Here is a 12215-nt window from a genome sequence, read left to right as displayed (position 1 = left end):
GATCCAACAACTCGAAGCGCTGGGCCTACAGGTCACCCTCACCCCCGCCGCCGCCTGAACACCTCTCCACCACCCGGGCCACCCCGGGCCATCACCCATGCCCCCACTCAAGTTGGTTTCCGGTCAGGCTCGGTCAGATGGCTGAGGTGGCGGCGTTCAAGTAGCGTTCTACACACGGTGATGGCGCTGCGTGGTGATCCGTGGGTGATCGGATGTCGGCGCCGTTTCAGCACGGGCGCGGCTATGGGCGTGTCTCAGATGGATAGTCGTTGATCTGCGGCATGATCTTCGGTTCGTGACGGATGACATGATCCGAACCTGGGCGCCGGATGACTCCTGGCAGGTCGTGCAACCGTAGATCCCCGAGCCGGCGAAGCGGCCGCAAGGCGGTGGGAAACGCCGGGCCGACGACCGGGCGGTCCTCGCAGCGATCGTGTACCTCGTCCAAGCAGGCTGTTCCTGGTGGAAACTACCGGCCGAGTTTTTCGGCTCAGCCGCGCCACGGCGCATCGCCGGTTCACCGAGTGGACCGCAGCCGGGCTGTGGGAACGCCTACATCACCGATTCCTGAATCAGCTCGGGGTCATCGGAGAGATCGACTGGTCGCGGGCCGTAATGGACTCCATCGCCGTCCGCGCCGAAAAAGGGGGGCCGCTCACCGGCCCGAACCCCGTCGACCGGGGCAAACCCGGGTCGAAGATCCACGTCCTGTGCGACCGCCGCGGCACACCCCTGACCGTGCTGATCTCCGCCGCGAACACCCACGACTCGCAGCTGATGGTGCCCCTGCTGGACTCGATCGCCCCGATCCGCGGCCGGCGCGGCAGGCCAGGGCACCGACCCGCGAAACTGCACGCCGACAAAGCCTACGACCAGCCTGTACCGCTCGGAAACAGGGTTCGGGGGTTGACCTGCGGTTCTGTGCGTCGCCGGTTGCTCGATGGACGGCAGGCTGACTGGCATGGTGGTGTCGTTCGGATACCTGGTCCTACGTCAGGTGCTGCAGTTGATCGTGCTGAGCCTGCGCGGGGCGAGCGGACGATGGAGATCGAGATACTGGTCCTTCGCCATCAGGTCGCGGTGCTGCGCCGTCAGGTCACACGACTGGATCTGGAACCCTCCGACCGGGCGGTGCTCTCGGCCCTGGCTCGGCTGCTGCCCAGACCGCGATGGGCAACGTTCCTGGTCACCCGGCCACCCTGCTGCGCTGGCACCGCACCCTGGTCGCCGGTAAGTGGACCTATCCCGACGCCGGCCGGGCCGTCCATCCATCCGAGCGGGGAGTGGGTGGCGCAGCAGGCCCGTAACCTGATGCTGGACCTGGGGGAGCGGGCCGGGCAGTTCCGGTTCCCTGGTCCTCCGGGGCCAGCCGTCGTCGGCCTCGCCTCGGCGTGGATCTGCCGTAGGAAGATCCTCAACGGACTGATGAACAAATACTCGCAGGCAGCGTAGCCCGAACCGCAATTTCGAGCGGTACACGCTGCGGCTGCAGAACACCATCGACATCACGACCCTGGTCCTGGTCGGCGTGTTCCAGCTTGCCGCCGCACCGGTCGCCGCACACATGGTCGGCCGGGCGGTGTATCGACGGGGTGAGCCGTCGACTCCCAACACGATCAGCGGGTGGTTCATCGCTTATCTCCCTTGGTGGCTCGCACACGGGCTCGGCGCGGCCGGCTATCAGGGGTCGAAGGGGTGGGCGCTGAACGGGTGCGTACGGCCGAGCCGGGAACCCGCCAGCTCGGTGTCGTCGAAGTCGTGGCCGAGCTTGTCGACGACGGACACCACCGCGGGAGTCTGCGAGACCAGCCGCACCGTGATGGCCGCGGTGGTGCGCCGGCCCACGGTGCCGGTGAGCGTGACGACCCCGTCGCTGACGGAGGCGCGTACCTGCCCTGCCGACCAACGTCGGCGAAGGCCTGATCATCCTCATCGCGGTACTGGCGTTCCCGATCGTCGACGGGCATCCGGTGCTACCCGTCGAGCCGGTCCAGATTCTCTGGATCAACCTGGTGGCCACGGTGGCGCTGGCCTGCCGCTGGCGTCGGAGGCCGCCGAGCCGGAGGTGATGCGCCGCCCGCCGCGCTCGTCGGGCGAGCCGCTGCTCACCCGCTTCGCGGTGGTGCGGACCCTCTATGTCGGCGTGCTGATGAGCGCGACGGCCGTCGTGCTGTTCCTGCTCACCGCCCCGCTGGGACACACCGATCCGGAGGCGACCGCGCAGGCCCAGACCCTGGCGGTCACGTCCGTCGCCTTCTTTCAGATCTTCTACGTCCTGACGTGCCGCACCTTCGTCGTCCCGGTCCGGTCGATCGGCTGGCTCTCCAACCCGTCGATCTTCACCGGCATCGGCGTCCTGTTGATCCTGCACGCCGGCTTCGTGCACCTGCCCGCCGCGCACGCGGTCTTCGGCACGGCTCACCTCACACCGGCGCAATGGGCGCTGGCGGCCGCCGCCGGAGCCCTGGTCGTCCCAGTGGTCGCGGCCGAGAAACACCGGCGCCGCCTCGGTTGATCCCGGCGGTGCGCAGTAGGCCCTCTACCGAAGGGACCGACCATGACCTCGCCCTCATGGAGCCGCCTGAGGCCAATGAGAGCGCGGCCGGCCGATGAGCCGCACCGCGCCGTCACCCCGCTGGAGCTGCTCTTCGACCTCTGCTTCGTCGTCGCCGTAGCCCAGGCGGCCGCCCCGCTGCACCACAGCCTCGCCGGCAATCATGTCGCCGATGGGCTGCGCGCCTACCTGACGATCTTCTTCTGCATCTGGTGGGCGTGGATGAACTTCACGTGGTTCGCTTCGGCGTACGACACCGACGACGACCTCTACCGAGTGACGACGCTCGTGCAAATCGCCGGGGCGCTGGTGCTGGCGGCGGGGGTCGCACCTGCCTTCGAGCGCGACGACTATCGCGTCATCACCGCGGGCTACGTGGTGATGCGGCTGGCGCTGGCATCGCAATGGCTCCGTGCCGCCAAGTCCGACCCGCCCCGCCGTCGCACAGCGATCCGCTACGCGGTCGGCGTGATCGGTCTGCAGGGCTGTTGGCTGCTGTGGCTGCTGCTGCCCGGGGAGTGGACACTCGGCGCCTTCCTCGTGCTGGCTCTGGCCGAGTTGGCGGTGCCGATCTGGGCGGAGCTGGCACCGGGCGGTCCCACCATCTACCACCGGCACCACATAGCCGAACGCTACGGCCTGTTCACCCTCATCGTTCTGGGCGAGGCGGTCGCCGCCGCCAGCATGGCCTTCCGCAGCGGGCTCGACGAGACCGGCCGGCACACGCCCGAGCTGCTGAGCCTGGCGGTCTCCGGCCTGGTCATCGTCTTCGCGCTCTGGTGGCTCTACTTCGACCAGCCGGTCCGCTGCCGGTTCGGCTCGCTCCGAGCGTCGACGGCCTGGGGCTACGGGCACTACCTGATCTTCGCGTCGGCCGCCGCCGTCGGCGCCGGCCTCGCCGCGGCGGTCGATCATGTCACCCACCACGCCGACGCCTCCGCAACGCTGAGCGGTTTCGCGGTAGCCGTGCCAGTGGCGACCTACCTGCTTACTCTGTGGTCGCTTTTCACATGCCCGCACCAGCGTCCTCGCACCCGCTGGATGTTGCCGGTGACGGTAGTACTGGCGCTTGGCACACCGCTGCTGCCGGGCTCGGTCGAACTGCTGGCCGCGCTGCTGGCCGCGCTGGTCCTCCTGACGGGGCCGCGTCGATGACCTCGAACGGCGCTGCTGTCCGAGCAGTGCCAAGGCCGCGTCCACACCCAACCACGAACCTGAACCCATTGACATGGATGTCCCGGAGCGGGCCAGGTATCGCCAGGTCGGCGTGCTGGCCCGCCACGCCATACTGTCCCCAGCGGCGGGCGCGCGTTGTTCGTCGATGCCCCAGTTCCGGTCGTACCTGTGCCGGCCCGACGCGAATCCGGGCACGTTTTCAGTCTGTTCGAAACGTCGACCGTCGCCTCGGCGGCACGAAGGCAAGGTCGGCGGCGTGCTGGCCGCTTTGACGGATCCGAACGATTCTGCGCGCTCCCATTCGGCGCCGCGGCTGTCCAACGGCCGCACCCCCGACCCGGACGCCCCCGGGCTGCGGTTCGACGCACCCCCTCGACCGGCAGGTGGCGCACGTGCCGGTCGAGGCGCCGGGCGCCCAGGAGCTCATCGACGCCGTGACCGACGCCTACGCCGACGTCTACGGCGAGCGCGCTCGCGCGACCACACTCGTGCTGGTCGACGAGGTCATCGAGGGCGGCTGGGGGCTCGGCGGCAACGTCCTGCTCGGCCGTGGCTGGCCCTGCCGGAGTGCGGCGGGTGGACACCCCGCCACACTCCGGCTCTCCCCACCGAAGAACCCCGGAGACCCCATGGCGCCGACCGGCCCCGCACTGCAGGTTCCCGGCAGCCACCGCGATCTACTCACCGCGGCCACCGTCGCGATGAGCACCCTCAACGCCGACGATACTGTCCGGACCACTGCCGTCTAGCTGCACCTGAACGCGGATGGCGTACTGCGCACCTCGCTGGCCGAACCTCACCTTCTGCGCCCCTGGGCGCACTTAAACACCAAGCTAAGATCGACGACGTGGTTTCCTTCGCTCCGAGCCGAAGCGCCACGTTCCGGGCGCTGGCGCGGTGGGTGACGGCCCGGCACCCGCGGGTCTGGGACGGCGCGATCGCGGTCGTCTGTTTCGTCGCCACGGTGGCCGAGCGCGGGGCGATCAGCGACCGCCGCCCGGTCGTGCTGGTCTGCGCGTTGGTGTCCGCGCTGCCGATTGTCTGGCGAAGGCGGGCGCCGTTCACGGTGGCCCTGGTTTGTGGCCTTGGCGCGGTCGGAGTGATCGCGGCGCACGGCGAGGTGAACTGGCCGTACGGTCAGCTCGTCGCCACGTACACGGTCGCCGCGAGCAGCCCGGTCGCCGCGCGTGCCGTCATCCTGGCGGCCACCGCTGCCGGAATCGTCTTCAACCAGCAGGCCTACGACAAGGATCCCGGCTCGATCCTCTACACCGGTGGGGTGTTCGCCACTGCGTTCGCCCTCGGCATCGGCGCCCGTGCACACCGGGACCGGATCGCGCTGCTGGAGGAGCGGGCGCTGCGGCACGCCGAGGAGCGGGCAGCCGCGGCCGCGCGGGAACGGGAGAGCATCGCCCGCGACATGCACGACATTCTGGCCCACTCGATCAGCCTGATCGCGGTGCAGGCCGAGGCCGGGCCGCTGCTGACGCACCGCACACCTGACCGGGCCGCCCGTTGTTTCGACACGATCTCTGAGACCGCGCACGACGCGCTGGCCCAGTTGCGAAACACGCTCGGCGTCCTGCGCGCCGGTCCGCCGCCGGACCTGGTGGGTATCCCGGCTCTCGCCGAACGCGCCCGCGAGACCGGTCTCGCCGTCGCCGTTGCCGAGCACGGCACGCCGGTCGAGGTCGGGCCGGAGGTCGCCGCGGCGGCCTACCGGGTGGTGCAGGAGTCGTTGACCAACGCCGTCCGGCACGCCGACGCCGAAGCTGTGACGGTCGAACTCGGCTGGTCCCCGGCTGGGCTGCGGGTCGAGATCGCCGACGACGGCCGAGGTGTCAACACCGTCCGCTTCGGGAACGGGCTGACCGGCATGCGTGAACGGGTCGTCGCTTGCGGCGGCGGATTCCACGCGGGTACGCCCGCCGGCGGCACCGGATTCGTCGTCACCGCCGCTTTCCCGATTCGAGGGCACCGATGAGCGGCCAGTTGCGCGTACTCGTCGCCGACGACCAGGCCCTCGTCCGCGACGGCTTCAGCGTGATCCTCGACGCGCAACCCGATCTGACGGTCGTCGGCGAAGCCGGCAACGGCGCGGAAGCGGTCCGCATCGCCCTGGAACTCCGGCCGCACGTGGTGCTGATGGACGTCCGCATGCCCGTCAAGAACGGTATTGAGGCCACCGCGGAGATCTGTGCCGCCACCGAGGCCCGGGTGTTGATGCTGACGACCTTCGACCTCGACGAGTACGTCTACGACGCGCTGCACGCCGGCGCCAGCGGCTTTCTGCTCAAGAACATGCGCCGCGCCGAGTTGGTCAGCGCCGTTCGGACGATCGCCACGGGGGACTCACTGCTGGCACCCAGCGTCACCCGCCGCCTGATCACCGACATGATCGAACGGAACCCGCCCACGCCGGGTACGGCCCGGCCGCTGACATTACTGACCCCGCGCGAGACCGACACGCTGCGACTGGTCGCCAGGGGTCTTTCCAACCTTGAGGTGGCCGCTGAGCTGCACGTCAGCGAGAACACCGTCAAGACGCACGTCAGCAACATGCTCACCAAGCTCCATCTGCGGGACCGGGTGCAGGCGGTGATCGCGGCGTACGAGTCCGGCCTGGTCGTGCCGGGACATCATCCTCAGGAATGAGGCGACAGATCACTCACGCCGGTGATCCGCGAGGGGTTGTCCGACCGGAAAGCTGTCGGCATGCTCCGTTTCCTGGCCTGCACGTTCGGATTCAGCTGGGGCCTCTGGGGTGTCTGTCTCCTGGCCGGTGACACCTCCGAGCCGCTCTTCACCGTCCTCTTCACGATCGCCGCGTGCGGCCCGAGCCTCGTCGCCGGGCTGCTCGCCCTCACCGGGCGCCCCGGCACCCGGCAGGCCAGGCTGGCCGCCACACCGCGCTGGCTGCCGGCCGCGCTGCTGGTCGGGCTCGCGCCCGCCGTCGGCGCTGCGGCGCTGGCACCGCTGGCCGGCAGTTCGGGGCTGGATCTGGGCCTGTTCGCCGGTGCGGCGGCCGAGACCGGCGGCTGGTTGCCGTACGTCGGGCTCGCGCTCATCACCGGTCCGCTGGCCGAGGAGTTCGGCTGGCGCGGATATCTTCAGCCGCTGCTGCGCCGCAGGTTGTCGGCCGGGGTTACCCCGTTCGTCCTCGGCCCGATCTGGGGCCTCTGGCACGTGCCGCTGTTCCTCCTGGTCGGCACCAGACAGCACGACATGGGGCTGTTCACGGTCGAGGGGCTCGGCTTCTTCACGATCGTGGTGCTGCAGTCGGTGGGCATGCTGTACGTCACCGAGCGGCTGCGCGGCGGGGTGCCGGCGGCCGTGCTCGTGCATCTCACCTTCAACATGTCGATCGTGTTGGTGCCGCTGGATTCGCTGCCGGTGGCACTGATCTATCTTGGCCTCAACGCCCTGATGGCGCTGGTCGCCGGTCACCTGACCACGCGCTCGCCGGACAAGGCCCGGCTAAGGGATGTCTCGTAACCCGGTGATCGTCCGGGTAAAGCAGGTTGCGTTGCAGCATCATCCAGGCGCTGGTAGTGATCGGGATGACCACCGCCGGGTACTCCGAGCCCTGTGAGCGGTGAATCGTGTGCCGTGCCAGAACCTGTCGCACGCGGTGTGAGCTGGGGCTTTGAGGTGGTGCCGCAGGGTAGCCGGATGGTGGTTCGGTTTGTGTATCTGAGCATGGTGCGGATGTTCAGCTGGCTGCCGCAGGCCGCCCGCGGCGAGTCCGCGATGATCGCGGAGCTGCTAGTCCTACGGCACGAGGTAGCAGTGCTGCGCCGCCACGCATCAGCGACGATCTTCATGACCTGGTGTTGCGGCTGGCCCGGAGAACCCACGCTGGGGACACCGGCGCATCCAAGGCGAACTCGTCGACCTCGGCCGCCGCATCGGCGCCGGCACCATCCGCTGTATCGTGACCGGCTCCCGGGTCGGTCCGGCCCCGCGCGAGTTCGACACCAGCTGGCGGGCATTCCTGCGGGCGCAGGCATGCGGGCTGCTGGCGACCGATTTCTTCCACGTCGACACTGTCATGCTGCGACGCCTTTACGTCCTGTTCGTCATGGAGATCGCAACCCGACGGGTGCACATCCTGGGTGTCACCGCCCACCCGACCGCGGCGTGGACCACCCAGCAGGCCCGCAACTTGGCCGCGGATCTCGGCGAGAGAGCGACCCGGTTCCGGTTCCTGATCCGCGACCGTGACACCAAGTTCACAGCCACCTTCGACGCCGTGCTCGCCAGCGAAGGCATCGACGTGGTGACGACCCCGGCAAGGACGCCTCAGGCGAACACGTTCGCGGAACGCTTCGTGCGCAGCGTCCGGGCCGAGTGCACCGACCAGGCCCTGATCTACAGCGAACACCACGCCCGAACGGTGCTACGCCGACTACCAGGATCACTTCAACCGGCACCGGCCACACCAGAGCTTGGACCAGCATCCACCCAACTTCGACCCCGACGTCGTGGTCGCGACCGGCCAATCCGGCGACGACGGGTTCAGGGCGGCGTGATCAACGAGTGCAGACGGGCCGCTTGATCGACCCGCATAGCCCAGTTCACAACTCATGAAACGGTATTGGCGCGGTACAGGCCGAATTCGCGGTCGATCGGCTGTGGGGCGCGGTGGCCGCTCCGGCCGGCACGGGCTTCCCGGCCGGAGCATCCGCTGCTACCTCAGGCCCCGGGTCCGGGGACGGGTGTGGTTCTGTCGAAGGCCCAGTTGCCGGCGCCGGAGCCCCAGACCTGTCGGTTGAAGGGGGTGCCGCCGGCGGCGACGCGGTCGAAGAGCCAGAGTCCGGTGGTGGCGTTGTCGTAGTTGTAGAGGGCGGCGATGTCGGTTCTGCCGTCGTTGTCGAAGTCGCCGGTGACGGGTTTGGCGCGGGCGGGATCCCAGGCTCCGGGGCCGGAGTCCCAGGTGATGCGGTTGTGCGGTTCGCTGGGGGTGGCGACGTGGTCGAACAGAAACACCCTGACGTGTCCGTTGCCGTAGTGGTACATCGCGGCGATGTCGGCTGTGCCGTTCCCGTCGAAGTCACCGGCGAGCGGTGTGGTTCTGTCGAAGGTCCAGTTGCCGGCGCCGGACTGCCACACCTTCCGCGGCTCCGGCGGGGTGGGGGCGCCGACGTTCTCGAACAGCCACAGCGCGGTGGTGTCACCGCCGTTGTCGTACAACGCGGCGATGTCGAGCCGGCCGTCTCCGGTGAAGTCGCCGGACATCGGTTTGGTGCGGGCGAAGTCCCACTGGCCGGTGCCGGACTCCCAGGGCTTGCGGGGCGTCGCGCTGCCCGGGCCGGCCACGTCGTCGAACAGCCACAAACCCGTCCGGGCGCCGCCGTAGTCGTAGAAGGCGGCGACGCCGCGGAACCGGGTCGTCTCGGTGACCCATCCGGTGAGGTCGTCGAGGCGCGACTGGGTGGCGCCGCGCCGGGTTTCGTCTTCTCGATAGCAGCCGCCCTGCCAGGATCGGTCGTTGATCGCGACCAGCTCGACCCGGTTGTCGGTCTCGCGGAAGGCTGGTCCACCGGCGTCGCCCTTGCAGATCGCCGCCGTGCCCTGGCCGGTGACGTCCAGGCCGGCCGGGTGGACGGCGTCGACGGTGAACTGTCCGGTGTGCAGCAGGCCCGGCACCCATTCGGTGGCGGTGCGGCCGTAGCCGGCGACGCGCACTACCTCGCCGGTCGCGGGTGGAGCGGTCGCGATCGGAACCGGCGCGATGTCGGTGACCCGGGTCGCCAGCTTGGCCAGGACGACGTTGCGGTCCGACCGGCCGACCAGATCAACCACGGCGACCTGGTGGCCGGCACTCGTGGACAGGTTCGTCCGGCCCACGATGGCGGTGAACGCGACCTTAGGTGCGCCGCTCGGGGCGGTCTGCCCGTTCGCGATGTTCTCCGGAAAGCAGCTCGCCGCGGTCAGCACCCACTGCGGATCCACCAACGCTCCGGAACAACTTCGCGCCGTGCTCTCCACCTTCACCGCGAAGCCATAACGGCCCTCCGCGACCGGGTTTCCACCCGACACCGCCTGGGCCGCGCTCGGCCCGAACAGGCCCGCCGCGAGCATGACGACCAACGCGCCAGCCGCCCGCACCCGTCTTGCTGCCATCCCGATCCTCCCGGACTGTCCACGGTGGGGAGACGCGAGATGCTCGGCCGACAGTCCCCCCGATACGTGCCGGCCGCGGCGACTCTACCAATCCGCACTGTCCCGGCATGTCCGTCAACCGACCGGAAAGCCCGGGCCCGACCTTGGTCCAATGATCGAGATCGGCGGATCGACCGGCGCGAGGCTCGGCTTCATCATGCCACCATGGCCGACTGCCGACCTGGCCAGACGTCGCGGGGCAGGCTCGTGGAACCCCGGTGGACCGGGCGGGGCGCCGCAGATGGCATCGGGCGGCAAGACCGCACAGTGTCGCGAGTGCGACTCAGGCGTGCCGCCTGAGGCGCAGGATTCGTTGATGACGTCGCCCGAGCAGGAAGCCCGAGGGACCGGTTACCGCCTCTACGGGCGGCGTTCTCTACGGGCGGCGTTCGGACGCGGCGGTCGTCGGGTCCGGCCGAGATGGGCGGGCGGACCGACGACCTCCGCGCCTACGTCCGCGATGCCGGCCGAGGCGAAGCCGCTGAGCATGATCCTCGAGGCTTTCCAGGCCCGCCTCGCAGCCGTGACCGCAACGGAAACGACAGGGGCTTAGGCATTTGAAGAGTTCGAGTACGCCGGCGCGGTGACCCTCCTGACCATCCACCGAAGCAAAGGCCTGGAGTACCACACGGTCATCTTCCTCGGCCCGACGACGATCAGTGGTGGGCGCACCGTTACGACCCCGACGGCTCCACCGCGGCCTTCTTCGTCGGACTCTTCAGAGCGGACCACCGACTAATCTTTACCACCACGACCAACCGAACTTTAAAGATCGCCGATCTGTACGAAATTCTGACCGAGGCAGGAGTGTCAGAGCGACGCTGGACCTGACCCTCTGCCTCCGGATTCAACGCTTGTGCGGCGCCAGACTTGGGAAGCTCGAATAGATGTACGCTGTGAGCGAGGTGATGCGATTCTGATCCGCGTGCCCCTGGCGCCGGGGGAGAGGTGCGTTTCTCGTAGGCTTTCAAGCGGTCCCTAACTAAATCGCAATGCGCTCACCAATCCTGGCATACGACACCTGTGTCGGCGCACCGTAAATACCTCACTCATCGCCGCCAAATGGCTCGCGTATTGAATGGCAGCAGCCGCGCTTGATTGGCCGTCGTCACACGCCTGGTCGCGGCGGTGATCACCTCTCGAGGATTAGTTGAAATCGGACAGCATAGACATGTCGTTCTGTCCGATTCTGCGTACATTAAAGCATCTACTGGCACACTGCTTAACCGAATTGTCTGGGGGTCAGGGGGTGGCAGGTTCAAGTCCTGTCAGCCCGACCGGGTGTGACCAAGGGATACGCCGTGGGAGGCATATCCCCTGCGATCGTCGAGGGGCGTTGTTGTCGCCTCGCTGTGGCGGGCCTGCACGCAACCTACGCCCGTTCAGGCCCGCTCTGGCGTCGGCGGCGTCCAGCGCCCCGCAGGCGGCACTGACGCCACCGTCGGCAGCATCCCGGGCGGCGCATAGTCCGGCGATTCCAGGCTCGGCAGGTCGACGGCGAGAGCGCAGGTGCGGTGCCGTGCGTTGAGAAGCTTCGGGCAGCGGGCACCGAGTTGCCGGCCGTCGCTGTCACGGCAGGCGCAGCAGCGGTAGACCCGGCCACGATGCGGATTCGGCCTCATCACGTCATCGTCGGTAGAGGCGAATATCTGTCGCCTCTACCGGCTGCGACAACATCGCGACAACCCCACATGTCACCCCTGCGTGTGACCGCCGTACTTGTGACCCGGTCAAGGGTGCCGAAGCCGATCTCGGCTCCTGCTTCGTAGCGCCAGTTGGTCCGCGGACCGGCTGCCCGGTGAAGTCCTGGGTCCGGCGCAGGTCGCCGTCGGTGGCATCGAGCATCTCGGTGACGGCGGTGTCCGCAGACGGCATCACTGTTCGTAACACTGACAACGCCAGGTCCAGCGGCATGCCGGCGCGCTGGCAGGACCTGCCCGACGGGGTCAGCGCCCACCGGACGGGGCATAGGAGGGAGCACGACAACGGGCCGCCGGCTTCGGCCGGCTCGAACCACGATCACCGGCCATTCGTACCGTCAGGTGAACTCCCGCTTGTCACGCATGACGCGCACCGTTTCGGGGGTCACGGCGCTGTCATCGGTCAGCTCCAACACCGCCGTGCAGCGCTCGTTGCCCGGCAGGAGGGCCAGTGGAGCGCCGATCGGCTCATCGACGGACAACTCGAACACCGCGGCCGGGTGGCACTCACCATCTTGCGGCTCCGGCCCGCACCGCCACCAGCGCACCGTATGTCTGCACACCAACCAGCCGGTGGATCGGCTCCCGCAGACAGCCGGTGCGATCGAGCAGTGTGCCGG

At 68.7% G+C, this 12215-nt stretch carries 10 protein-coding genes and 3 pseudogenes; 9 read left to right on the top strand and 4 right to left on the bottom strand.

Going from position 1 to position 12215, the window contains the following annotated elements; genetic code table 11:
• Positions 1 to 358 precede the first annotated feature (358 nt).
• Positions 359 to 433, top strand: a pseudogene (locus LDL48_RS44980) (hypothetical protein); the annotation flags it as partial.
• Positions 434 to 462: 29 nt separating this feature from the next.
• Complete coding sequence (locus LDL48_RS02575; RefSeq protein WP_225253306.1) at positions 463 to 1452, top strand: transposase; 990 nt, start codon at positions 463 to 465, stop codon at positions 1450 to 1452.
• 228 nt (positions 1453 to 1680) lie between these two features.
• On the opposite strand, the pseudogene LDL48_RS02565 reads toward LDL48_RS02575, so the two are convergent.
• Positions 1681 to 1896, bottom strand: a pseudogene (locus LDL48_RS02565) (BON domain-containing protein); the annotation flags it as partial.
• Between LDL48_RS02565 and LDL48_RS02560 the strand changes: the two are divergent.
• The 6 genes from LDL48_RS02560 (at position 1820) to LDL48_RS02535 (ending at position 7225) form a co-directional block, all read left to right on the top strand.
• Positions 1820 to 2515, top strand: a complete 696-nt coding sequence (locus LDL48_RS02560; protein WP_225253305.1) for a cation transporting ATPase C-terminal domain-containing protein — start codon at positions 1820 to 1822, stop codon at positions 2513 to 2515. The pseudogene LDL48_RS02565 and the gene LDL48_RS02560 sit on opposite strands and share 77 nt — an antisense overlap.
• 42 nt (positions 2516 to 2557) lie before the next feature.
• The gene (locus LDL48_RS02555; RefSeq protein ID WP_225253304.1) at positions 2558 to 3709 is read left to right on the top strand and encodes a low temperature requirement protein A; all 1152 of its coding nucleotides are present in this window, start codon (positions 2558 to 2560) and stop codon (positions 3707 to 3709) included.
• Between the two features lie 413 nt (positions 3710 to 4122).
• Entirely contained in the window at positions 4123 to 4479 is a 357-nt protein-coding gene (locus tag LDL48_RS02550; protein WP_225253303.1) for a tautomerase family protein, read from the top strand.
• Positions 4480 to 4577: 98 nt separating this feature from the next.
• On the top strand, positions 4578 to 5714 hold the full coding sequence (locus tag LDL48_RS02545) for a sensor histidine kinase (protein ID WP_225253302.1): 1137 nt from the start codon (positions 4578 to 4580) through the stop codon (positions 5712 to 5714).
• The gene (locus LDL48_RS02540) at positions 5711 to 6385 is read left to right on the top strand and encodes a response regulator (protein ID WP_225253301.1); all 675 of its coding nucleotides are present in this window, start codon (positions 5711 to 5713) and stop codon (positions 6383 to 6385) included. Before LDL48_RS02545 ends, LDL48_RS02540 begins: the two co-directional genes overlap by 4 nt.
• A 60-nt stretch (positions 6386 to 6445) precedes the next feature.
• Positions 6446 to 7225 carry a CPBP family intramembrane glutamic endopeptidase gene (locus tag LDL48_RS02535; RefSeq protein ID WP_225253300.1) on the top strand — a complete coding sequence of 260 codons (780 nt, stop codon included), beginning with the start codon at positions 6446 to 6448 and terminating at the stop codon, positions 7223 to 7225.
• 16 nt (positions 7226 to 7241) lie between these two features.
• Here the strand turns inward: LDL48_RS02535 and LDL48_RS02530 are convergent.
• Positions 7242 to 7334 (bottom strand): annotated as a pseudogene (locus LDL48_RS02530) (ATP-binding domain-containing protein); the annotation flags it as partial.
• 330 nt (positions 7335 to 7664) lie between these two features.
• On the opposite strand from LDL48_RS02530, the gene LDL48_RS02525 reads away from it, so the two are divergent.
• Positions 7665 to 8288 (top strand): integrase, encoded by a 624-nt coding sequence (locus LDL48_RS02525; RefSeq protein ID WP_225253299.1) that lies wholly within the window; start codon positions 7665 to 7667, stop codon positions 8286 to 8288.
• 137 nt (positions 8289 to 8425) lie between these two features.
• Here LDL48_RS02525 and LDL48_RS02520 read toward each other — a convergent pair whose 3' ends face one another.
• Entirely contained in the window at positions 8426 to 9856 is a 1431-nt protein-coding gene (locus LDL48_RS02520) for a trypsin-like serine protease (RefSeq protein ID WP_225253298.1), read from the bottom strand.
• Positions 9857 to 11933: 2077 nt separating this feature from the next.
• A complete protein-coding gene (locus tag LDL48_RS02515) occupies positions 11934 to 12086 on the bottom strand; it encodes a hypothetical protein (protein ID WP_225253297.1) in 153 nt (50 codons plus the stop codon).
• Between the last annotated feature and the right edge of the window lie 129 nt (positions 12087 to 12215).

It is taken from the genome of Jidongwangia harbinensis, assembly GCF_020216025.1.
GTDB lineage: Bacteria > Actinomycetota > Actinomycetes > Mycobacteriales > Micromonosporaceae > Actinoplanes > Actinoplanes harbinensis.
Note: the sequence above shows the minus strand (reverse complement) of the source record. Positions and strands in the feature narration are given on the sequence as shown.